Annotated in this window: 24 protein-coding genes and 1 tRNA gene; 22 read left to right on the top strand and 3 right to left on the bottom strand. The window is 35.7% G+C overall.

Annotated features, from left to right (window positions below):
• The first annotated feature begins 200 nt into the window (after positions 1-200).
• The 22 genes from B176_RS0108545 to B176_RS0108440 all read left to right on the top strand — a co-directional run bounded on the left by B176_RS0108545 (position 201) and on the right by B176_RS0108440 (position 20,057).
• On the top strand, positions 201-773 hold the full coding sequence (locus B176_RS0108545) for an RNA polymerase sigma factor (RefSeq protein ID WP_017258384.1): 573 nt from the start codon (positions 201-203) through the stop codon (positions 771-773).
• On the top strand, positions 766-1,500 hold the full coding sequence (locus B176_RS0108540; RefSeq protein ID WP_017258383.1) for a tetratricopeptide repeat protein: 735 nt from the start codon (positions 766-768) through the stop codon (positions 1,498-1,500). Before B176_RS0108545 ends, B176_RS0108540 begins: the two co-directional genes overlap by 8 nt.
• A gap of 206 nt (positions 1,501-1,706) precedes the next feature.
• Positions 1,707-2,162 (top strand): Spy/CpxP family protein refolding chaperone, encoded by a 456-nt coding sequence (locus B176_RS19235; protein ID WP_017258382.1) that lies wholly within the window; start codon positions 1,707-1,709, stop codon positions 2,160-2,162.
• Positions 2,163-2,536: 374 nt separating this feature from the next.
• A tRNA-Leu gene (locus B176_RS0108530) sits at positions 2,537-2,618 on the top strand.
• Between the two features lie 75 nt (positions 2,619-2,693).
• On the top strand, positions 2,694-4,046 hold the full coding sequence (tig, locus tag B176_RS0108525) for a trigger factor (protein WP_017258381.1): 1,353 nt from the start codon (positions 2,694-2,696) through the stop codon (positions 4,044-4,046).
• Positions 4,047-4,428: 382 nt separating this feature from the next.
• A complete protein-coding gene (locus B176_RS0108520) occupies positions 4,429-5,196 on the top strand; it encodes an SDR family NAD(P)-dependent oxidoreductase (protein WP_017258380.1) in 768 nt (255 codons plus the stop codon).
• 56 nt (positions 5,197-5,252) lie between these two features.
• Positions 5,253-5,699 carry a GatB/YqeY domain-containing protein gene (locus B176_RS0108515; RefSeq protein ID WP_017258379.1) on the top strand — a complete coding sequence of 149 codons (447 nt, stop codon included), beginning with the start codon at positions 5,253-5,255 and terminating at the stop codon, positions 5,697-5,699.
• A 125-nt stretch (positions 5,700-5,824) separates the two neighbouring features.
• A complete protein-coding gene (locus B176_RS0108510; RefSeq protein WP_017258378.1) occupies positions 5,825-6,586 on the top strand; it encodes an alpha/beta fold hydrolase in 762 nt (253 codons plus the stop codon).
• On the top strand, positions 6,586-7,248 hold the full coding sequence (locus B176_RS0108505; RefSeq protein ID WP_017258377.1) for a CBS domain-containing protein: 663 nt from the start codon (positions 6,586-6,588) through the stop codon (positions 7,246-7,248). Before B176_RS0108510 ends, B176_RS0108505 begins: the two co-directional genes overlap by 1 nt.
• 94 nt (positions 7,249-7,342) lie before the next feature.
• Positions 7,343-8,227, top strand: a complete 885-nt coding sequence (locus tag B176_RS0108500; protein WP_017258376.1) for an NAD kinase — start codon at positions 7,343-7,345, stop codon at positions 8,225-8,227.
• 9 nt (positions 8,228-8,236) lie between these two features.
• Positions 8,237-9,034: a type IX secretion system protein PorG gene (gene porG, locus B176_RS0108495; protein WP_017258375.1), complete on the top strand. Its 798-nt coding sequence runs from the start codon at positions 8,237-8,239 to the stop codon at positions 9,032-9,034.
• A gap of 23 nt (positions 9,035-9,057) precedes the next feature.
• The gene (locus B176_RS0108490) at positions 9,058-9,798 is read left to right on the top strand and encodes an isoprenyl transferase (RefSeq protein ID WP_017258374.1); all 741 of its coding nucleotides are present in this window, start codon (positions 9,058-9,060) and stop codon (positions 9,796-9,798) included.
• 59 nt (positions 9,799-9,857) lie between these two features.
• A complete protein-coding gene (gene bamA, locus B176_RS0108485) occupies positions 9,858-12,386 on the top strand; it encodes an outer membrane protein assembly factor BamA (protein ID WP_017258373.1) in 2,529 nt (842 codons plus the stop codon).
• A 26-nt stretch (positions 12,387-12,412) separates the two neighbouring features.
• On the top strand, positions 12,413-12,940 hold the full coding sequence (locus B176_RS0108480) for an OmpH family outer membrane protein (RefSeq protein WP_017258372.1): 528 nt from the start codon (positions 12,413-12,415) through the stop codon (positions 12,938-12,940).
• Positions 12,941-12,989: 49 nt separating this feature from the next.
• Positions 12,990-13,502, top strand: a complete 513-nt coding sequence (locus B176_RS0108475; protein ID WP_017258371.1) for an OmpH family outer membrane protein — start codon at positions 12,990-12,992, stop codon at positions 13,500-13,502.
• Between the two features lie 166 nt (positions 13,503-13,668).
• Entirely contained in the window at positions 13,669-14,481 is an 813-nt protein-coding gene (gene murI / locus B176_RS0108470; RefSeq protein WP_017258370.1) for a glutamate racemase, read from the top strand.
• Between the two features lie 137 nt (positions 14,482-14,618).
• Positions 14,619-15,026 (top strand): cytochrome c maturation protein CcmE domain-containing protein, encoded by a 408-nt coding sequence (locus tag B176_RS0108465; protein WP_017258369.1) that lies wholly within the window; start codon positions 14,619-14,621, stop codon positions 15,024-15,026.
• A gap of 6 nt (positions 15,027-15,032) precedes the next feature.
• On the top strand, positions 15,033-17,480 hold the full coding sequence (locus B176_RS0108460) for a heme lyase CcmF/NrfE family subunit (RefSeq protein ID WP_017258368.1): 2,448 nt from the start codon (positions 15,033-15,035) through the stop codon (positions 17,478-17,480).
• Complete coding sequence (locus B176_RS0108455) at positions 17,477-18,262, top strand: Rossmann-like and DUF2520 domain-containing protein (RefSeq protein ID WP_017258367.1); 786 nt, start codon at positions 17,477-17,479, stop codon at positions 18,260-18,262. The genes B176_RS0108460 and B176_RS0108455 overlap by 4 nt, the downstream gene beginning before the upstream one ends.
• 20 nt (positions 18,263-18,282) lie before the next feature.
• The gene (locus tag B176_RS0108450; RefSeq protein ID WP_017258366.1) at positions 18,283-18,615 is read left to right on the top strand and encodes a 2Fe-2S iron-sulfur cluster-binding protein; all 333 of its coding nucleotides are present in this window, start codon (positions 18,283-18,285) and stop codon (positions 18,613-18,615) included.
• 9 nt (positions 18,616-18,624) lie between these two features.
• Complete coding sequence (iscX, locus tag B176_RS0108445) at positions 18,625-18,867, top strand: Fe-S cluster assembly protein IscX (protein WP_017258365.1); 243 nt, start codon at positions 18,625-18,627, stop codon at positions 18,865-18,867.
• Between the two features lie 191 nt (positions 18,868-19,058).
• Positions 19,059-20,057, top strand: coding sequence for a YpdA family putative bacillithiol disulfide reductase (locus tag B176_RS0108440; RefSeq protein WP_017258364.1), 999 nt, complete (start codon positions 19,059-19,061; stop codon positions 20,055-20,057).
• Positions 20,058-20,060: 3 nt separating this feature from the next.
• Here the strand turns inward: B176_RS0108440 and B176_RS0108435 are convergent, their stop codons facing one another.
• Genes B176_RS0108435 through B176_RS0108425 form a run of 3 tightly spaced genes read right to left on the bottom strand, consistent with a single transcriptional unit; the run spans position 20,061 to position 21,509 of the window.
• Positions 20,061-20,399 (bottom strand): HepT-like ribonuclease domain-containing protein, encoded by a 339-nt coding sequence (locus B176_RS0108435; RefSeq protein ID WP_017258363.1) that lies wholly within the window; start codon positions 20,397-20,399, stop codon positions 20,061-20,063.
• Positions 20,392-20,979, bottom strand: a complete 588-nt coding sequence (locus tag B176_RS21120) for a nucleotidyltransferase domain-containing protein (protein ID WP_017258362.1) — start codon at positions 20,977-20,979, stop codon at positions 20,392-20,394. The genes B176_RS0108435 and B176_RS21120 overlap by 8 nt, the downstream gene beginning before the upstream one ends.
• 38 nt (positions 20,980-21,017) lie before the next feature.
• Positions 21,018-21,509, bottom strand: coding sequence for a D-glycero-alpha-D-manno-heptose-1,7-bisphosphate 7-phosphatase (locus B176_RS0108425; protein WP_017258361.1), 492 nt, complete (start codon positions 21,507-21,509; stop codon positions 21,018-21,020).
• Positions 21,510-21,722: the final 213 nt, after the last annotated feature.

Here is a 21,722-nt window from a genome sequence, read left to right as displayed (position 1 = left end):
ACAAAAAATAAACCCAGCAATAGTATGAGCGCTTGCTCCATTATGGCTTTTTAAACGATGTTTATGCTACAAAGGTTACAAAAAAAGGGATATATAACAAACTTTAGATTTTATTACCTGGTTAGCAGCTTCTATAGCTCGTACAACATCAAAAAAAGCTTATAGAAGTTTTTTATATTAGCATCATAAAAATTTATCGTTTGGAAAAAAATCACGCAGATCAGTTTTATATAGACGGGTTACTGGCTAATAACAGCAAAGTGATCAGCCAGATCTACACAAAATTTGCCGATAAGGTAAAGCGTTACGTTGTTGCAAATAGTGGAGACGAGGATGATGCTGGAGATATATTTCAGGAATGTTTGATTGACTTGTACAACCAAGCAAAGTATAAAGGATTAAAATTGAGCTGCCCGTTTGAAGCATTTTTTATGATGGTTTGCAAACGCAAATGGTTGAACGAATTAAAAAAAAGAGCAGTTATACCGGTAACAAAAAGCGAAGACGATTTATTAAACATTAGTGAGGATGTATTTCGTCAGGCTGATGAACTGGAAGAACAACAGCGACAATCTTCTCTTTATTTAATGATGTTTCAAAAACTGTCTGAGCGTTGTCGAGAAATTATTACGTTGGCGCTATCAGATGAGCATCAGGAGAAAATTGCAGAACAGCTTGGCGTAAGCTACGGTTATTTAAGGAAAAAAAAATCGGAGTGTTTGGCATCTTTAATTCAAATGATTAAAACGGAGGAGCATAAAAATCATGGATAAGTTTTCTGAAAAAGATGTAATCAATTATGAGGATGGCGAAATGGAAGCCAACGATATTCCTGGGTTTGAGGAAGCGTTGAGCCAGCGCTCCGAATTGCAGGCCAGTTTAAAGCTCTATAGAGATATAAAGGGAACTTTAAAGCCCAGTTTATCGCCAGAGGAAAGTGATGTGGCTTTTAAAGCAAACCTAGCACAGTTTACGAAAGAGCACTTTAAAAAGCAGAAACCTAGCGCAAAAATTATCGCGTTTAGCAAAATATGGTATGCTGCAGCAGTATTGGTAATTGGGTTACTGGTTTGGGCACCTTGGAATAAAAATTTGTATAATAAATACAGTGATACAGAAATGATTTCTTTTGCTGAGCGTGGCGAGAATGATCAAACAGTGCAACAGAAAGCAACCGATGCTTTTAATAGTGGAGATTACGAGGAAGCAAAGGTGCTATTAACATCAATAATTACCAAGGAGCCAAATAACGATATGTTCCGATATTACCTGGGTATTGCGCAATTGAAATCAGCTAAAGCTAGTGAGATTGATAGCGCAAGATCTAACTTAACAACTGTTGCTGCTAAAGAATCACTTTTAAAATACGACGCTATGTTTTTTATCGCCTTGAGCTATCTAAAAGAAAAAGATACGGCAACATGTAAAACTTGGTTAAACAGAATACCAGAAGATGCCGATGTGTATGATAAAGCACAGGCTTTGTTAAAAGATCTTTAAAAAAATTAGATCATAATCCGTTTTAAATAATATTCCAAGGCTTTCATTACAATGAAAGCCTTTTTTTTGCAAATTTCCCCAACATCATCATGTCTTAGAGGGTATGTTAATTAATGTTAATTCTGACGTTTGCCGGATAGGCCGGTTAAACCTTGGTTCTCCGTATGCATCATACCTACAAACAATGAAATTTAAATAAAACAGATATGAGGAATTTAGCAAAAACACTAGCATTGTCAGCCACTTTGGTTTTAGGTTTAACGATTGGCGCATCTGCTCAAAGCAATGATAAGCCAGTAGGAAAAATGGAAAGGGCTGAACGTCCGGAATTAAATTTAACGGATGCCCAAAAAGCGCAGATGAAAGCAAATCGCGAAAGTATGAAAGCAAATCAAGAGAAGTTTAATGCTTCGCTTAGTGCAGATCAGAAAGCAATTATGCAAGACAGGACGCTAAAAGGAAAAGAAAGAATGGAAAAGCTGAACACAACGCTTAATGCAGATCAAAAGGCGGTGTGGAAAGCGAACATGGAAGCAAGCAAAAAAAACCATGAAGCGTTTAAAGCAAGTTTAACCCCAGAGCAAAAAGAGAAGATGGAGGGTATGAAAGGTGGACGAGGAGAACGTGGTTACGGTGCTCATAGTAAAGGAAAGAAAAATTAAGCACCGAATTATCTTTACGCCAAAGCGCAGGCTAAATAATATATTTTTCCTGCGCTTTTTGCTGTAATAATTTTCGTTTTTGTAGGATTTAGTTTACCAATCCCGGTTGCATCGTACCGCGATTACCTTAAGGAGCGTACGCATTTACAAAAATACATATAGCATATTTCATCGATATTTGACCCAATGCAAAAGTGGAATTGGTTGATGTATAAATGTTTAGCTAGAATGGGAGTAGCTTGTTGAAATCGCCCTCATATTTTGAGCAATTAAAAATAAAATTATTTTAATAAACCGTTTGTATAACAAAAGCTAAATCATATATTTGCAATCCAAAATAATCACAAATTATTTTGGAAAATACAATCCTAAATGCGGAAGTGGCGTAATTGGTAGCCGCACCAGACTTAGGATCTGGCGCTTCACGGCGTGGGGGTTCGAGTCCCTTCTTCCGCACTTAAAAACGTCCCTCCCACAAAATGGGAGGGATTTTTGTATAGAGACGTAGCAATTAAAAAAAATTAATTCAGCATGAATATTACACAGGAAAAGATCGATGATCTTAATGCAGTATTAACCGTTAAAATCACTCCTGACGACTACCAGGAAAAAGTGAATAAAGCAATCAAAGACCAAGCGAAAAAAATGAAACTTCCAGGATTCCGTCCGGGAATGGTTCCATCTGCACATGTGAAGAAGATGTATGGCAGAAGCATTTTGGTTGAAGAAGTTAATACCTTACTATCCGAATCCGTAAGTAACTATATCCAACAAAACGAAATTGAAATTTTAGGTCAGCCTTTGCCAAAAGAAGACGAAACTCAGTTTAACTGGGATTTTAAAGACGAGTTCGTATTCCAATATGAGTTAGGACTGGCGCCAGCTGTTGACGTTGCGTTTTCTGATAAAGACAAATTAACCCAGTATATCATTAAAGTTGATCCAGATACTTTAGCCGCAAGAACTAAGAATATCAGAAAAAGCTATGGTAAAATGACCAATCCAGATGTTGTTGCAGACGGAGATGTTATTTTTGGGCAATTTCAACAATTAAATGCCGACGGATCTATTTTTGAAGGCGGTATAGATGTTACAACTTCTTTAAGAACAGAATCTGTTAAAGATGCTTCCGCATTAAAAGCTTTAATTGGGTTAAAAAGAGAAGATGTTGTAGAAAGCTTTGATTTGGTTAAAGCTGTTGACGACGAAAGACAACTGGTTAAAATTTTAAAACTAGATGAGGAAAATGCAATTATTCCAGAGTCGAAATTTAAAGTAACCGTAAAAAACATCAATAGATTAGAGGAAGCAGATTTAAATCAAGAATTTTTCGATAAAATTTTTGGAGAAGGAACCGTTAAAAATGAAGAAGAATTTACGGCAAAGATTACAGAGGAGTTAGAATCAATGATGACTCAGGATGCTGATAAGAAACTTGCTGGCGATTTATACAAGTATGGTTCTGAGAAAGCAACGATGAAATTGCCCGACGAGTTTTTAAAGCGTTGGTTAAAAGTTGCCAACAAAGAAGTTAACGACGAAGAATTAGAAAAAGGTTACGAAGATTTTGCTAAAAATCTAAGATGGACTTTGGTTGAAAACAAAATTGTTAAGGACCAAAAGTTGGAGATTAAGTACGAAGACGTTTTTGAAGCTGCGAAAGCAAGATTAGACGGTCAGTTTAGGATGTACAGCCCAACACCGCTTACAGAAGAGCAATTAGGTCAATACACCGCTCAGTTTTTACAAGAAAAAGAAAATGCTAACCGTATTTTTGACGAAGTAAAATCATCAAAAGTATTTGATTATCTGAAAACAGTAATCAGTTTAGATAAAAAAGAAATTGCTTTTAATGAGTTTGAAAAATTAGCTAACGAAGCTTAGTTGCTAAAATCAAATATTTAAAATAGAGCAGTCGAATTGTCGGCTGCTCTATTTTTTTAAGGAAATGTCCCTAAAAAAGGAGATGTTGCATGAAAATGGAGAGAAAAATCAAAAATTAGTCCCTAGACATTTAAATAGACTCTTGATTTCTTTGGTATGGATTTTACCATTTACAGTAAGTTTTTCATCAAGTTATAGAAATTCCAATTCCGGCATTTCCTGGGATGTGATTTTCAATTTCATCTAATTTGTTTGAGCTGATCATAAATTCAGATCGTGAAAATCTGCCCCTAAAATCAAAACCAAACTGCCGATTTGTTAAAAAAATAAAATTCCTTCAATTCTCCCTATTCCTTCCGCATAAATTTCATAATTTCACAACATGTCAGTAAATGTAAAAACAGCACTTATTACAGGGGCAACCGCTGGTATAGGCGAAGCTTGTGCAAATATTTATGCTGAACACGGCTTTAATCTCATCATCACAGGACGAAGAGCAAATCGGTTACAAAAACTTAAAGAAAAACTCGAGTCGCAATTTCAAGTTCAGGTAATTACATTAAACTTTGATGTAAGCGATAAAAATGCTGTAGAAACGCAATTAAACAGTTTGTCTTCGGATTTTAGGAAAGTTGATGTGCTCATAAATAACGCCGGATTAAGTCAGGGCTTGGACGATTTCCAGGATGCACTATTAAGCGACTGGGAAACCATGATCGATACCAATATCAAAGGTCTACTTTACGTTTCCAAAATCGTTTCTAACTGGATGATTGATAACAAAAAGGGGCATATTGTAAACTTAGGTTCAATTGCAGGGAAAGAGGTTTATGCAAAAGGCAATGTTTACTGCGCTACAAAACACGCTGTTGATGCGCTAAGTAAATCTATGCGTATAGATTTGTTAAAACACAAGATTAGAGTTACTGCAATTCATCCCGGTGCGGTTGAAACCGAGTTCTCTGAAGTACGCTTCCATGGAGATAAAAAGAAAGCAGAAAAAGTTTACGAAGGTTATCGGCCCTTGCTAGCTAGTGATATCGCCGAGACTATTTACTTTGCAACCAGTAGACCGGCTCATGTAAACATCAATGATCTGGTAATTATGCCAACCGTTCAGGCATCAGCTTTTTATTGGGATAAAGGTTAGTTATTTAGTTTTTAGTTAGTTAGTTTTTAGTTTCAAATTCATTTAAATTTAACAATATGTTAGAAACCACCATAAATCAAGATATAAAAACTGCCATGTTGGCAAAAGAAGAAGCTACGCTAAGAAGTTTAAGAGCAATTAAAGCGGCTTTACTTTTAGCTAAAACAGAAAAGGGTGCTGCCCAAGAAATTACCGAAGAAGTAGAACTTAAAGTTTTACAAAAACTGGTAAAGCAGAGAAAAGAATCAGCGGAGATTTACCAAAGCCAAAATCGTGATGATCTTTATAAAATAGAAGCAGAAGAAATTGCAGTTATCGAAAAATATTTACCAAAGCAATTATCAGAAACAGAGTTAAACACTTATATTAAAGCACTGATAGAAAAACTTAATGTGACTAGTGTTAAGGAAATGGGGAAAATTATGGGTGTAGCCAACAAAGAACTTTCTGGCAAAGCTGATGGAAAAGCCATTTCTGCAGCTATAAAAACTTTGTTACCTTAAAACTAAATATTTATTTAAAATAGGTTAAATCATATTTTTTTTCTCAATTAGCATAGTTTTTATACCCAAATTAAAAACAGACTATTAATTTGCACAATTAATGCACAACACCTTTGCGATATTTTATGGAGTACTTAATTAAAGAAGAAGACGGTTTTAAATACATTGAGGAAGGCAAAGGGGAGGTTTTACTTTTACTGCATGGCTTAATGGGTGCGCTAAGCAACTGGGAACATGTGATTGAACAGTTTAAAGATCGCTATACGGTAGTAATCCCAGTCCTCCCGATATATGATTTACCGTTGCTAACCACAGGGGTAAAAACACTAGCAAAACACATACATAAGTTTATTAAGTACAAGAAATTTGAGAAAGTAACACTTTTGGGAAATTCTTTAGGCGGACATGTAGGTTTAGTTTACACCTTAGCCCACCAAGAATTTGTTAAAGCGTTAGTGTTAGCTGGAAGCTCTGGCTTGTACGAAAACGCTTTCGGAGGTTCTTTTCCAAAAAGAGAAAGCTATGATTTCATCAAAGAAAAAGTTGAATATACCTTTTATAGTCCGGCTACAGCAACCAAAGAAATGGTTGACGATGTTTACGAAACTGTAAATAATAGAAATAAAGTTATAAGAATTTTGGCAATGGCAAAATCAGCTATTCGACATAACATGGCCAAAGATTTATCTAAGATTAAAGTCCCTGTGGGATTGATTTGGGGTAAAAACGATAAAATTACACCGCCAGAGGTTGCCGTTGAATTTAATCAGCTTTTACCAGATAGTGATTTAAGCTGGATTGACGAATGTGGACACGCACCTATGATGGAACAACCTCAAGAGTTTAACAAACTACTTGAACAATTCTTAGCAAAGAGAGGCCTTTAATGATTGCAAGTGAACTTATATCTGCTGTAATATCTCCATTGAAAATTTCTGACACTGTTCAGAAGGCTTTGGATTATATGGAAGATTTTAAGGTTAGCCATTTGCCAATTGTAGATGGTTCGCACTTTTTGGGTTTGTTATCAGAAGATGATCTAATTGAGGAAACAAATACCGAAGAGTCGGTAGCGCTAATCACGCTTTCGCTGATTAATCCTTACGTGTTAGAAAATCAGCATGCTTACGATGTTATTAAAGCGTTTAGTGAACAAAGGCTTAGTGTTTTGCCCGTACTTGATGAAAAGATGAATTACCTGGGCACCATTGTTATAGATGATGTTGTAACGTATTTAGCAACTTTAACAGCCGTTGCGGATCCAGGTGGAATCATTGTTCTTGAGATAGGAAACCGCGATTATTCATTGGCTCATATCGCCCAAATTGTAGAGTCGGATAATGCGCAGATATTAAGCGCATACTTAGATGAGCATACAGATTCTACAAAACTTACCGCTACTATCAAAGTAAATAAAATAGATGTTACGCAAATTGTTGCAGCTTTTTTACGGTATGATTATGTGGTATTAGCCACATTTAATAACACCAATCAAAAAGCCGACGGTGCAGATAGGTATGATTCGTTGATGAATTACCTGAGTTTCTAAACAAATTAAAACGAAACCATCATAAGTTTATCGAATACATGGTATTTATAATTATGATTGCTTCATCACCAAAGAAAAATAAATAAACAAACAGATGAAAATAGGCGTTTACGGCAGGCAGTTTAACAACACCGTTATCCCATACGTTCAACAGGTTTTTGATTGTTTGGTGACTTGCGGGGTAGAGGTTGTAATTTATCATGATTTTTACGACTTTTTGAAAGACAAGCTGTTTTTACCTAAAACTTTTAATGCCTTTGAAACTCATGATGAGCTGGTTAGCGGAAAAGTAGACGTGATGATTAGTTTGGGAGGCGATGGAACAATGCTGGATACGGTAGCGCTGGTGAAAGACTCTGGCATCCCGATGATCGGAATCAACTTTGGGCGTTTAGGTTTTTTAGCGAGTATTAATAAGGAAGGTATAAAAAGCGCAATTGAAGGTTTAGTTAATCGAGATTTTACGCTGGATGTCAGGAGGTTATTGAAAGTTGAAACTTCATCTGGTTTATTTGGTGACCTTAATTTTGCATTGAATGATTTTACCATCATGAAACGCGATACTTCTGCCATGATATTGATTCACTGTTATTTAAATGGCGAGTTTTTAAACTCTTATTGGGCAGATGGCTTAATAGTAGCAACGCCAACAGGCTCAACAGCTTATTCCTTAAGTTGCGGTGGACCGATTGTTTTTCCACAATCCGGTAATTTTGTAATCACTCCAGTTTCTCCGCATAACTTAAACGTAAGGCCAGTTATCCTTTCGGATGAAAATGAACTGACTTTTGAGATTGAAGGTAGAAGCCCAAAATATTTAGTAAGCTGTGATTCAAGAACAGAAGTAATAAATGCAGGGACTCAGTTGCGTTTAAAACGGGCAGATTTTGATATAAATTTAGTGAGGTTGAGCAATCAAACCTATTTATCAACGTTAAGAAATAAATTGCTTTGGGGTATAGATACCAGAAATTACTAAGCCATCTTAATGACTCATTTTATCAAAGTATTTATACTTTTTGTTCTAATTAGTACAAATGTTGCGTATGCCCAAACCTGGGAGGTTGGCGTTACCGGCGGTGCAATGGGTTATATGGGCGATTTAAATCAAAATGGTATCTTAAAATTAAATCATCCAGCTTTTGGTTTTGTAGTGAAAAGAAATTTTGATAGCAATTGGGCTTTAAGGGTTTCGGCTTTGCAAGGAAAAATAAGCGATGATGAATCCAAGTCAAAATATCAGCAAGAGATAGACAGAAATCTTAGTTTTTATTCGCCAATTACCGAAGGAAATGTTTTAGTAGAATTCAATTTTTTCGATTACGGGTTCGAATATCATCAAAAACGTTTTACCCCATTTTTATTTGCAGGAGTTGCATTAACCGGTTTTAATCCAAAAACAGATTATAAGGGCAGTACATACGAACTAAAGTATTATAAAACCGAAGGTCAGCCCGAAGAATATAAAACCATTACCTATTCTATTCCTTTTGGTGCCGGCGTAAAATATAATTTTGGACGTTACCTTAACTTAGTAGGAGAGATTGGTTACAGAAATACCAGCACAGATTATTTGGACGATGTGAGTGGTGTTTACCCAGCTATTACCAGTATGCAGGAGAATGATCCTAATAAAACTGCCTTAAGATTCGATTTATCAGATCGTTCTGTGAACAAAATAGGTGTTCCAGGTACACAGCGAGGCGATTTCAGAAAAAAGGACAGTTACCTATTTGTAGGTATAACCTTATCTTATACCTTTGTGAGCCAAAAATGTCCTTTTTAAATTAAAATATTGCTTTTTAGTAAATGAGTTTCAGAGAAAAGTTAAATCTTGATAAATTACCACAACACATAGCCGTTATTATGGATGGCAACGGTAGATGGGCTAAGGAAAAAGGTAAATTGAGAGTTTTTGGACATAAAAACGGAGTTCTTGCTGTAAGAGATACAGTTGAAGGCGCTGCAGAGCTAGGTGTTAAAAACCTTACGCTTTATGCTTTTTCTACAGAAAACTGGAATCGCCCTAAGTTGGAGGTTACCGCGTTAATGGAGCTTTTAGTAAGCACCATTAATAAAGAAACCAAAACATTAATGGAAAACAACGTACGCCTAAATGCTATTGGCGATCTATCGTCTTTACCAAAAAGATGTTACAATGAATTACAGGAAGCAATTAGCAAAACCGCAAATAACAGTGGCTTAACATTAACTTTAGCGCTCTCATACAGTTCAAGGTGGGAGATTGTTAACGCCACCAAAAATATAGCCTTGGCTGTTGCAAGCGGAAAAATAAAGCAAGAAGATATCGACGAAAAACTTTTTGAAAGCTACCTTTCCACACATAACCTGCCCGATCCGGAGTTAATGATCAGAACCAGCGGTGAACACCGTATCAGTAATTATTTATTGTGGCAATTGGCTTATGCCGAGCTTTATTTTACACCAAAACTTTGGCCAGATTTCCGACGAGAAGATCTATTTGAAGCTATTTTTAACTATCAACAGAGAGAACGCAGATTTGGCTTAACCAGTGAGCAACTCAGCTAATTTTACTTTTAACAAAAATTAACAAAGAATAGGAGTATTTTAGCCCCATAATCAAGTAAATGAAGAATTTTTTTATAATCATATTTCTAATTACCCTTTCCGTAAAAGGGTTTTCGCAATCAATTCCGTCTTTAAGGTCTTCCAGTTCAACTCAAGAAAATCAGAACAAAGATTTAGATTTCCTAAATCCAAAAGAGTTTGTAATTGGCGCTATAAACATCAATGGTGTTGAGTTTTTAGATAAAGCTGTTTTAGTAACCATTACCAAATTAGAAGTTGGCGATCGTATTTTAGTTCCTGGAGACGCAACATCCAATGCGGTAAAGAACCTTTGGGCGCAAGGTTTGTTTGACGATGTAACCTTGTTAATTAACCACATCAGTAACGATACTATTTTCTTCGATATTAACCTGGAAGAGCGCCCTAGGGTTTCTAGAATAGCGTTAAAAGGTTTAACTAAATCAGAAACTACTGATATTCAGGAGAAACTGAACAGCCAGAAAGGTAAAATTGTAAACGAGAATTTGAAAAATACCATCAACAATGTAATTACTAAGCATTTTGCTGATAAAGGATTTTTGAATACCACGGTTAACATCACAACCATAGCAGACACCTCAGATGCAAATAGCAAAATAGTAAATGTTGTTGTTGATAAAAAGAGTAAGGTAAAAGTTCACGCGATCAATATTGAAGGTAATAAAGACTTTAGCGATGCCAAGCTGAGAAAGTACATGAAGAAAACGCATCAGCAGGCGTGGTACAAAGTTTTCGGTTCGGGTAAATTTATGCGTGATAAGTACGAGGAGGATAAAGAGAAGATGGTGGAGAAGATGAGGGAGAAAGGTTATCGCGATGCAGAAATTATCTCCGACTCGGTTTACAAACACAACGAAAAATCTGTTAACATAGATATCAAGCTAAACGAAGGTAAAAAGTATTATTTTGGTAATGTAACTTTTGCAGGAAATGCTAAATATCCATCAAGCCTATTAGAGCAGATTCTTAAAATAGAAAAAGGCGAGGTTTTTTCTGAAGCTAAACTGGAAAAAACATTAAGAAGTAGCCCGTCAAGCAATGACGTTTCATCACTTTATTTAAACGATGGTTATTTAACTTTTAACGCCGACCCTGTTCAAACTCGTATTTATAATGATACGGTTGATTTAGAGATCAGAATTTACGAAGGTCCGCAATACACTATCAATAAGATTATTTTAAAAGGTAACGAGTTAACCAACGATAAAGTAGTTTTAAGAGAGATTAGAACCAAGCCAGGTCAAAAATTTTCTAAAGATATGTTGGTGCGTTCTCAGCGCCAAATTACACAATTAGGAAATTTCGACGAGCAAAAAGTAGATATTAAACCTATTCCTAACCCAACAGACGGAACAGTAGATATTCAATATACCGTGGTTGAAAAACCATCCGATCAAATTGAGCTTTCGGGAGGTTTTGGTGGCGGAAGGGTAGTAGGTACTTTGGGTTTAACGTTCAATAACTTTTCTGCAAGAAACATATTCAACCTAAAAGCTTACAAACCTTTACCAAAAGGCGATGGGCAAAAGCTAAGTATTAGAGGTCAAACAAATGGTAAATACTACCAATCATACAGTTTTTCTTTCTCTGAGCCTTGGTTTGGTGGTAAAAAACCTATTTACTTAGGTATTAGTGCTTTTACTTCTTTACAGAGTAATGGTTTGAGCAATAGCAATCCTAATTTACAGAAAATCAGGTTAAACGGTTTAACTTTTAGTTTGGGTAAGCAGTTAAAGTGGCCTGATGATTATTTTAGGATTGATTATGCCGCAAACCTACAACAGTTTAAATTAAGAAATTACACAGGTTATTTATTTGAAAACGGTGATTCTTACGATTTAAGCTTAAGTCAGGTATTGAGCAGAAACTCCGTTGATGCACCAATCTTTCCAACTTCAGGGTCGAATATTAAATTTACAGTACAAGCTACCCTACCGTATTCATCGTTTAACGGAAAAAACTATGCAAACTTAGCTACCTCAGATAAGTACAAATTTGCCGAATACCATAAATGGAAGTTTGAGTCTCAGTTTTTCCAAAAAATATACGGTAAGTTGATTTTAAAAGCACAGGCACAATTCGGTTTCTTGGGCTACTATAGCGAAAGTGTTGGTCAGGCTCCATTCGGTCGTTTTAAAGTGGGTGGAGACGGTTTACAAGGATTCGACTTTTTACAAGGATCAGAGGTTATTGGTTTGCGTGGTTACGCCAATAACTCCGTAGTGCCAGAAGGCGCTGCGAGTACTGCGGGATCTCCAATTTTCAATAAATACGTTTTAGAATTAAGACATCCAATTACTTTAGGAGAGTCTGCTACTGTGTTTGTATTGGCTTTTGCCGAAGGCGGAAATACATGGAATAAGTTTTCTGAATTTAATCCGTTTAATGTTAAACGTTCTGCAGGTGTTGGTGCTCGTATATTTTTACCAATATTTGGATTGTTAGGTATTGATTATGGTTATGGCTTTGATGCTATTCCAGGAAACAGCCAAGCTAACAAAGGACAGTTTCATTTTAGCATTGCTCAACAGTTAGGCGGATTTAACTAAGAATTGTAAATTTTAAGCGACAATAAATGAAAAAATATATCATTCTTCCTATATTCATCGTTATGCTTTGTGTAACAGCAAAAGCACAACGTTTGTCTTATGTAGATTCAGAATATATATTAAAACATATTCCAGAATATTCATCCGCACAAAAACAGCTTAATGCTTCAGCTCAAAAATGGCAGAGCGATATTGACGCAAAGTTTGTTGAGGTTGAAAAGATGAGGAAAGATTTTCAGGCAGATCGGGTTTTGCTGACTGACGATATGAAAAAGAAACGTGAAGCAGCTATATCGGAGAAAGAGAAAGAAACCAATGATATGCAACAACAGAAATTTGGCTATGAAGGCGAACTTTATAAAGAAAAATTAAGATTAATAAAACCAATACAAGATAAAGTTGCAAAAGCCGTTGAGGAATATGCAAACTCGGAAAGTATTGATATGGTGGTAGATAAAAGTACAGTAACCTTGTTGTTTGCAAGGCCTAACTTTGATGCAACCAACCAGGTAATAGTTAAATTAGGTTATAAGCCTGGAACATTTGCTAAATAGCAATATTTATTTTAAACTCGTAGAATTAAATTAACACCCAATTAGAAGAATGAAAAAATTATTTAAGATTGCATTAGTAGCAGGAGGATTATTATTTGCAGGTAATTTGGTTAATGCACAGCAAAAAATTGCTCATATTAACTCAGCAGAATTAATTAAAGCTATGCCAGAAGTAGCCACTGCAGATAAACAGTTAGCAGTTTTTAAAGAGTCTTTAGATGCTGACGGAAAAACAATGTACACAGAGTATCAAACTAAAGTGCAGGATTTCCAGGGTAAAGAAAAAACTTTGAGCGATGCATTGAAAGAAGCTAAAGTGAAAGAAATTCAGGACTTGCAAAAGCGTATTGAAGAATTTCAACAAAAAGCTGGCGAAGATTTCGAAAAGAAAAGAGGTGAGTTATATGACCCAATCTTGAAGAAAGCGGAAGATGCTGTAAAAGTTGTAGCAAAAGAAAAAGGTTACGCTTATGTTTTTGATACTACACAACCGGGTATTGTTTACTTTGATGGTGGTATAAATATCATGGCAGAAGTTAAAACAAAATTAGGCTTAAAATAATTTTGCTAAAAGCCGAAGGCTTAAAGCAAAATGCGAAGTGGATAATAATCTGCTTCGCATTTTTATTTTATACCTCTTCTTACCCAATCGCTTTTAGCCATAAACATAAATTAGTATTTTCGTTCAACAGCTTTCAGCCTTTAGCTTTGAGCCTTTAGCTTACAAAATGAAAAATTCAAGTCCAATAGGAATTTTTGATTCAGGTATCGGTGGTTTAACCGTTGCAAATGCCATCCGTAAAGTGTTGCCTCATGAGAACATGATTTACTTTGGTGATACCGCACACATGCCGTACGGCGATAAATCTGCGGAAGCCATTAAATACTACAGTTTAAAAATAGGTAAGTTTTTACAATCAAAAGGATGTAAGGCCATTGTAATTGCTTGTAATACGGCATCTTCTCTAGGTTTTGCAGATTTAAAAGAATTTTTAGGGGATGCTTTGCCTATTTTAAACGTAATTGACCCCGTGGTAGATTATTGCGCTGAGCAACACCACTATCAAAGAATTGGCGTGATTGCTACCAAGGCAACCATCAAGTCAGACATATACGCGGTAAAGCTAAAGGCGTCTATAGCAGATGTAAAAGTGCAGTCACTTGCTACACCTTTACTTGCACCAATGATTGAAGAAGGTTTTTTTCAGAATAATATAAGTAAAACGATTATAAACGCATACCTGTCATCTCCAAAGCTTAAAAAAATCGACTCTTTAATTTTAGCATGTACCCACTACCCGCTCATTCGTAAAGAAATTGAAGAATATTTCAATAATAAAGTGGAGATTTTAAACACAGCAGAAATTGTTGCCGACGATGTAAAGCGAAAACTCACTGCATTAGACCTGCTGAATACCTCGTCAGAAAAACCGAAATACCAGTTTTTTGTGTCTGATAAAACCAGTTCTTTCGAAAGCAGTACACAGCTCTTTTTTGAAGATAAAATTAACCTAGTTCAAAATAATATTTGGGGGAAATAGGACTGCTGAAATAGAAAAGATATTTTACAGTTTACTTATTTAGAACGTTTCTTAATAGATAACATTTTTGTTATCATTAGCTCCTATACTTTGCTATTCGTATTTTTGCAAATTAAATTACATCAATTTATAATATCATGAAAAAAAGCTCAATCATCGGGATGATAATTATTGCCATTGCAATTGGTGCAATTGTCAGTACTTATGCAGATAGCAGTACTTATGGTTCTTTTTCAGAAGCAATCAAAACCAAGAAAGAACTTCATGTAGTGGGTAAATTAGATTTAGCAAAAGAAATGTTTTACAACCCACAGCAGGATGCAAACTACTTTTCTTTTTATGTAAATGATAACAATGGTGAAAACTGTAAAGTAGTTTTTACAGGCGCTAAGCCACAAGATTTTGAACGTTCAGAACAAATTGTTTTAACCGGGCAAATGTTAGGTAATGAGTTTCACGCCAGCAAAATTTTGATGAAATGTCCATCAAAATATACGGAAGACAAAATAGAGGTTACAGAAGTTTCAGCTCAAGGAAAAATATAAGTTTTAATGGATATCCAATTTACAGGTGAACACCTGTTGCCGGGAAAGCTCGGTCAGTTCTTTATTGTCCTATCTATCGGTACATCAGTTTTAGCACTAATCAGTTATTTCTTTGCAACAATAGCTAAAGATAAATTAGATCTATCATGGCAAAAAATCGGTAGGTTAGCTTACCGCCTTAACCTTGTTGCGATAGTTGGCGTTGGAGCATGTCTGTTTTATATCATCTACAACCACCTTTTCGAATACCATTATGCGTGGTCGCACTCGTCTAAAATTTTACCGGTCTACTATATCATATCTTGTTTTTGGGAAGGTCAGGAGGGAAGTTTTTGGCTTTGGACGTTTTGGCAAGGATTACTTGGCTGTATCGTAATTGTAAAGGCAAAGAGTTGGGAAAATAGTGTAATGACTATTATTTCGCTTTCACAGGTGTTTTTGGCGACGATGATTTTAGGAGTCGAGATCTTTGGGGCTAAAATAGGTTCATCGCCATTTGTATTGCTGAGAGATGCAATGGAAGCGCCAATTTTTGCTAGAGCAGATTATTTATCACTTATTCAAGACGGTAATGGTTTAAATCCATTATTGCAAAACTATTGGATGGTGATTCACCCACCAACCTTGTTTTTAGGTTTTGCGTCAATGATTGTTCCATTTGCTTATGCTGTTGCGGGATTATGGCAAAAACGATATACGGACTGGGTTAAACCAGCTATGCCTTGGGCGCTTTTTGCAGTAATGATTTTAGGAACTGGTATTATCATGGGGTCTTTTTGGGCTTACGAAGCTTTGAATTTTGGAGGCTTTTGGGCTTGGGATCCGGTAGAGAATGCATCAATTATTCCATGGTTAACGTTAATTGCGGGAGTACACGTAATGATTGCTTTCAAAAACACAGGTCATTCTTATTTTACGGCTGCATTTCTAGTAATAATCAGTTTTGTGCTGGTTTTATATGCTTCTTTCTTAACCCGAAGCGGTATTTTAGGAGAAACATCTGTGCATGCATTTACCTCTATGGGGATGGATACGCAGTTGCTTGTTTATTTAAGCGTGTTTTTCTTCCTTCCTTTGGTTTTGTTCATCATCAACTGGAAAAAATTACCAATCACTAAAAAAGATGAGGATACCTATTCACGCGAATTTTGGTTGTTTATAGGTGCTGTTGTATTATTTGTATCGTGTATACAAATTATTGCTACCACTTCTATTCCTGTTTTTAATGCGATTTTCGGGACGGATATTGCACCGCCTACAGACGCCATTCAGCATTATAATAAGTGGCAGATCGCTTTTGCTTTTGTAATTGCAACCATCTCGGGTTTTTCACAGTTTCTTAAATACAAACAAACTAACATCCGTAAGTTTTTTATAAGCCTTTCTGTTTCATTTGTTGTAGCCATAATAGTAACAGCCATTGTGGTTTACGTGGTAGATATCTACGGAAACGTGATGTATATTTTAATGACTTGGGCGGCTATTTTTTCCATTTTATGTAACGGAAATGTGTTGAGCGAAGCTTTTAAAGGAAAATGGAAACTTTCGGGTTCGGCAGTTGCCCACATCGGATTTGCAATGTTGCTAGTAGGTGCCTTAATTGCAGCTGCGAACAATAAAGTTGTATCATTAAACACTACAGGAATAGGTTTTGGTGATGAGTTTGCGAAAAACAATAATCCCAGAGAGAACATCATTCTTTATAAAAATGAACCCACTAAAATGGATAAGTATTCTGTTACTTACCTTGGTGATTCTACATCGGGTGTAAATACTTATTATAAAGTGAACTACAAGGTCACTAACTCGGAGGGAAAAATTACAGAAAACTTTAATTTATATCCAAACGCACAACAGAATGCTAAGATGAAGCAGATTATCGCTTCACCTGATACGAAGCATTACCTACTACATGATATTTACACACACGTAAGCAGTGTGCCATTGAAAGAAGAGGAACATCATGAAGATCATGAAGGGCATTCGGATGATGAAAACTACCAAAAGCCAGTGGTGCATGAAGTAGTTGTTGGTGATACCGTACGTTTTAGAAATGGATTTTTATTGGTGAAAGGCATTAATAAAAATGCTAAAATCAATGATATTCCATTAACGGATAAAGATGTTGCCATTGGCTTAAACTTAGAAGTCCATGCTAATGAAACGGTTTACAACGCAGAACCGATCTTTTTGATTAAAGGAAATGCAAAAGTTGATTTTGGTAAAAAAGTAGATGAAGCAGGGTTAAAGCTAAGGTTTACCAACGTACTTCCAGAAAAAAACAAGATGGAACTCACGGTTTACGAGAAACCAAAGGAAGAGAAAAAGGACTGGATAGTGCTTAAAGCGATAGAATTTCCTTATATCAACTTGTTTTGGGGCGGTACCATTGTTATGGTCATCGGTTTTATTTTGTCAATTTTCAGAAGAGCAAAAGAAGTTACTGGCGCATGAGGATAGCGATGCTAGGTGCAGGGAATGTTGCCACGCATTTAAGTAAAGCTTTAATCAAAAGCGGAAATCCAGTTGTTCAAGTCTGGAGCAGAAATAATCAAAACGCAATAGAATTAGCTCTTCAAATTGGAGCTAATTCTATTGTTGATTTTAAAGACATCAACCAAGAGGTTGAACTTGTTATCATTGCCGTGAACGATGATGCAATCCTTTCAATTGCCAATCAGATTCCGAAAAGAGAAGGGCAAATTGTTGTACACACATCAGGTTCTACAGCTCTTTCAGTGTTAAATACGCACTCTAGTTCAGGAGTGATTTATCCGATACAAACTTTTTCCAAAGACGTAGATTTAGACTTTAAAAAAATTCCTTTATGTATCGAAGGGAGCGATGATGAAACGCAGAAATTACTCTTTAACCTTGCGCAGAAGCTATGTGATAGCGTAAATATTGTGGATTCCTCGGCTCGCTTAACGCTCCATATCTCTGCAGTATTTGCATGTAACTTTACTAACTATTTATTTGCGATTGCCCAAGAGTTATTAGAAAAATCATCGTTAAGCTTTGATTTGATTAAACCCTTGATTTTCGAAACCGTAAATAAAATCGCTATCAATCTTCCGGAAAATGTACAAACCGGACCTGCAAAAAGAAATGACGAGCAGATCATGGCAAAGCATCTTGATATATTGCGAGCTAATCCCGAATCGCAGGAAGTATATCGCTTAATCAGTCAAAACATCGTAAAAAAGCACCATCAACCTAAAAGCACAGTCAAATAAATTCTTACTTTTACGGCAGTATGAATATTTTTAAACTCAAGATAAATTTCGAAGAAAAAGGACATGAAAGTATAGAGTTACCTATCGCTGTAGGGGAATCTGTATTGGACGTTTGTTTAGATAACGGAATAGAATTACAACATAATTGTGGTGGCGTTTGCGGATGTAGTACTTGCCATGTCTATTTAAATAAGGGCGAAGATAACGTTCAAGAGATTTCGGATAAAGAAGAAGATTTTATCGATAGGGCGGTTAACCCAAAAATTAGCTCCCGACTTGGTTGTCAATGTGTGTTAATTGATGGCGACATTGAAGTTACTATTCCCGATCAATCAGAATTTCTAGGACATTAAAAATAAAAAATGGATCAAAACAAATTTGCGCTTCCAATACATTGGAACGACCATGAAGATATATGCATGGGATTATATGAAAAATTTGGAGACGACTTTGGTGAATCACAAATTTACCGCGTTAGATTTACCGACTTAATGGATTGGGTTTTAAATTTGCCTAATTTTAAAGGAACAAAAGAAGAATGTAACGAGGGACATTTAGAACAGATTCAATCTGGCTGGGTGTACGAATGGAGAGATAATCAATAACTAACAAGAGGGTTTTATTTATAGAACCCTTTTTTGTTTCATTATTTTGGGCGCTTAAACACGCTGTCCGTTTTATCTTTTTTTGTCCTAATTGCCACTCTGAGCGGAGTCGAAGAGGGAGCCGAAGGACAAAAAAAGGATACCACTTCCATCGTTAGCGCAAACTACACCTTAATTCTAAAAATTCAGATTTGAACAAACAACACTTTAAATCAAGTAATATTTTTGATGTCCTAATCATTGGGGCAGGTCCAATTGGTTTGGCTTGTGCTATTAAAGCCCAAGAAGCAGGATTAAGCTATGTGGTTATTGATAAAGGATGTTTGGTGAATTCGCTTTACAACTATCCCCAAAATATGACCTTTTTCTCAACCTCAGAAAAACTGGAAATTGGCGGTGTGCCTTTTGTATCAAACAACCCGAAACCAACTAGGGCAGAGGCGCTTGAATACTATCGAAGAGTAACCAATAAGTTTGAACTTAAAGTAAACCTTTTCGAATCAGTTGATAGCGTAAATAAAAATAAAGAGAACAATCTTTTTGAAGTAACCACCGCTAAAGATAATTACCAAAGTAAGAAAGTAGTTATCGCAACGGGTTTTTACGATATCCCTGCCTTGTTAAATATCCCAGGAGAAAATCTTCCTAAAGTTAGCCATTACTATAAAGACCCCCATTTTTTTGCTATGCAGAATGTGTTAGTAGTTGGCGCAAGTAATTCTTCTGTTGATGCCGCTTTAGAATGCTACCGTAAAGGTGCAAACGTAACTATGGTAGTTAGGGCGAGTGAAGTAGGGGAACGGGTTAAATATTGGGTTCGTCCAGATATTATCAATCGAATTGAAGAAGGAAGTATAAAAGCGTATTTTAATTCGGCACTTAAAGCAATTACTGGGGAAACAGTAACCATAGAAACAGAAAATGGGGAGGTGAATATTGCTAATGATTTTGTGCTGGCATTAACAGGTTATCAGCCAAATTTCAACTTCTTACAAAAAATGGGTGTACATTTAAGTGATGATTTTCAAAGATATCCTCAACATAACCCAAAAACAATGGAAACCAATCAAAAAGGAATGTATTTAGCAGGTGTAGTTTGTGGCGGAATGGATACACACCTTTGGTTTATTGAAAACTCCAGGATCCATGCAGATTTGATTATTGAAGATATTTTAAAGAAAAATATTTAGCCCCTAAAACTCATTCGTTAAAATTAGTTCTACCTGAGTTTTTAACGCTTGTAAATCTTTCGATGCGTAAAAGATACGTTCCATTTTAACCCCATGATACTCGTGGATAATAAAATTTCTAAACGATTTTGGAATATGCCAAGGGTAGGGATATTTTTCTAAAATACCATAATCGATATATTTTACCGCCTCACCAATAATTAAAAACTGGTATTGCACTGCGCTTTGCAACTTTACGTCTTCTAAAAAAACACCTTCTGTAATTTTATTCACAAAACTTTCTATTAAACAAATGGCATTGAATATATGGATAACTCGCTCCTTTAAAGCTATCTTATCCATATATTTTTATTAAATCGTTTTCGGCAGTAGTTAAAGAAAAATCTTTTAAATAGCCTTTTTCAACAATATCAACTTTTCTTTTAATAGGCTGGCCCAGTAAATGTTCTAAATCTAATAAATCAAACATCGAATACTTTTTGTCGCTTTTCAGCTCAACCATTAAATCAACATCACTACTGTAGTTGGCCTCGCCTCTGGCCAAAGAGCCAAATAACCAAGCGGCATTTACCCTACCATCCATGCTCAATGTTTTTTTAATAATTTCAATAATATTAGAAACCGAATTTTTGGTGGTACGGTAAATCATTTTATCCTCAGCAACTTGCAATGCTTTTAACGCAATATCTTCATCTGCCAATTCAACTATTAATTTATCAGACAACCACGCAATTAAAAGCTCGTCTTTATCAGCTTCGAAATATGTGGCTATTTTTAACACAAAATCGCGGTTTGCGTTTCTCAGACCGCGTTCAATTTTACTTAAAATAGCTTGATCAATATCCAAATAAGCCGAAACGACCCTTAACGGAAGGTTTTTAGCTTCTCTAAGCTCTTTGATGATATCGCCAAAAGTTTTCATTTTGAAAAATTATATTTTGACAAATTTAGTCAAAAAATTTATTTTATCAAATGTAAAATTTCTCCCAAAGGTTGATCAATCTCAATCTTAATTCCCGTCATCCCAGCGGCTTCTGCAGCTTCAACATCTGTATGTTTATCTCCAATAAAGTAGCAAAGCGATGGAGTTAAATCAAAGTCTTTAATTCCGTGTAACAGCATCCCTGGCTTTGGTTTTCTACAATCACATTCACCGGTAAAGTTGGGGTGGTGCGGGCAATAGTAAAAATGTGAGACAGTAATTCCATGTTTTAGGTAATCTTGCGCAACGTGATCATGCATTTGTTGCAAAATTTCCTCGGTGTACCAGCCCTTTGCCAATCCACCTTGATTGGTGGCAACCAAAATCAAATAACCTCGCTCTTGTAGTTCCTTTAAAGTATCGTAATTATGCGGTAAAATCTCAAAGTCCTCCATTTTACATACGTAATCTCCGAGTTCTTTATTGATTACACCATCTCTATCTAAAAATATTGCTTTTTTATTGTCCATAGTTAATTTTTATAAAACGAAGTTAGGCAAAATAAAGCTTATAGAACTGAATAGAAAACATCCCATAAATTGCCTTTTTGTTGTTTTTATATCTAAAAAAAAATATTAGTTTTTGTAAAATCTGACGTTTTAGGAGTGTTTATTGCTGTTAAAACCTTAAAATGTTGATTTTCAAAAGGTCAATAAAATACAATTTTATTACGAATATTTCAA

This window comes from Pedobacter arcticus A12, from assembly GCF_000302595.1.
Lineage (GTDB): Bacteria > Bacteroidota > Bacteroidia > Sphingobacteriales > Sphingobacteriaceae > Pseudopedobacter > Pseudopedobacter arcticus.
The sequence above is the reverse complement of the archived record's forward strand: the minus strand, read 5'-3'. Positions and strand labels throughout refer to the sequence as shown.

Excerpts from the sequence above, each read along its gene's own strand:
- B176_RS0108540 (WP_017258383.1), top strand. The coding sequence starts at position 766 with ATGGATAAGTTTTCTGAAAAAGATGTAATCAATTATGAGGATGGCGAA.
- B176_RS19235 (WP_017258382.1), top strand. The coding sequence starts at position 1,707 with ATGAGGAATTTAGCAAAAACACTAGCATTGTCAGCCACTTTGGTTTTA.
- tig (WP_017258381.1), top strand. The coding sequence starts at position 2,694 with ATGAATATTACACAGGAAAAGATCGATGATCTTAATGCAGTATTAACC.
- B176_RS0108520 (WP_017258380.1), top strand. The coding sequence starts at position 4,429 with ATGTCAGTAAATGTAAAAACAGCACTTATTACAGGGGCAACCGCTGGT.
- B176_RS0108515 (WP_017258379.1), top strand. The coding sequence starts at position 5,253 with ATGTTAGAAACCACCATAAATCAAGATATAAAAACTGCCATGTTGGCA.
- B176_RS0108510 (WP_017258378.1), top strand. The coding sequence starts at position 5,825 with ATGGAGTACTTAATTAAAGAAGAAGACGGTTTTAAATACATTGAGGAA.
- B176_RS0108505 (WP_017258377.1), top strand. The coding sequence starts at position 6,586 with ATGATTGCAAGTGAACTTATATCTGCTGTAATATCTCCATTGAAAATT.
- B176_RS0108500 (WP_017258376.1), top strand. The coding sequence starts at position 7,343 with ATGAAAATAGGCGTTTACGGCAGGCAGTTTAACAACACCGTTATCCCA.
- porG (WP_017258375.1), top strand. The coding sequence starts at position 8,237 with ATGACTCATTTTATCAAAGTATTTATACTTTTTGTTCTAATTAGTACA.
- B176_RS0108490 (WP_017258374.1), top strand. The coding sequence starts at position 9,058 with ATGAGTTTCAGAGAAAAGTTAAATCTTGATAAATTACCACAACACATA.
- bamA (WP_017258373.1), top strand. The coding sequence starts at position 9,858 with ATGAAGAATTTTTTTATAATCATATTTCTAATTACCCTTTCCGTAAAA.
- B176_RS0108480 (WP_017258372.1), top strand. The coding sequence starts at position 12,413 with ATGAAAAAATATATCATTCTTCCTATATTCATCGTTATGCTTTGTGTA.
- B176_RS0108475 (WP_017258371.1), top strand. The coding sequence starts at position 12,990 with ATGAAAAAATTATTTAAGATTGCATTAGTAGCAGGAGGATTATTATTT.
- murI (WP_017258370.1), top strand. The coding sequence starts at position 13,669 with ATGAAAAATTCAAGTCCAATAGGAATTTTTGATTCAGGTATCGGTGGT.
- B176_RS0108465 (WP_017258369.1), top strand. The coding sequence starts at position 14,619 with ATGAAAAAAAGCTCAATCATCGGGATGATAATTATTGCCATTGCAATT.
- B176_RS0108460 (WP_017258368.1), top strand. The coding sequence starts at position 15,033 with ATGGATATCCAATTTACAGGTGAACACCTGTTGCCGGGAAAGCTCGGT.
- B176_RS0108455 (WP_017258367.1), top strand. The coding sequence starts at position 17,477 with ATGAGGATAGCGATGCTAGGTGCAGGGAATGTTGCCACGCATTTAAGT.
- B176_RS0108450 (WP_017258366.1), top strand. The coding sequence starts at position 18,283 with ATGAATATTTTTAAACTCAAGATAAATTTCGAAGAAAAAGGACATGAA.
- iscX (WP_017258365.1), top strand. The coding sequence starts at position 18,625 with ATGGATCAAAACAAATTTGCGCTTCCAATACATTGGAACGACCATGAA.
- B176_RS0108435 (WP_017258363.1), bottom strand. The coding sequence starts at position 20,399 with ATGGATAAGATAGCTTTAAAGGAGCGAGTTATCCATATATTCAATGCC.
- B176_RS21120 (WP_017258362.1), bottom strand. The coding sequence starts at position 20,979 with ATGAAAACTTTTGGCGATATCATCAAAGAGCTTAGAGAAGCTAAAAAC.
- B176_RS0108425 (WP_017258361.1), bottom strand. The coding sequence starts at position 21,509 with ATGGACAATAAAAAAGCAATATTTTTAGATAGAGATGGTGTAATCAAT.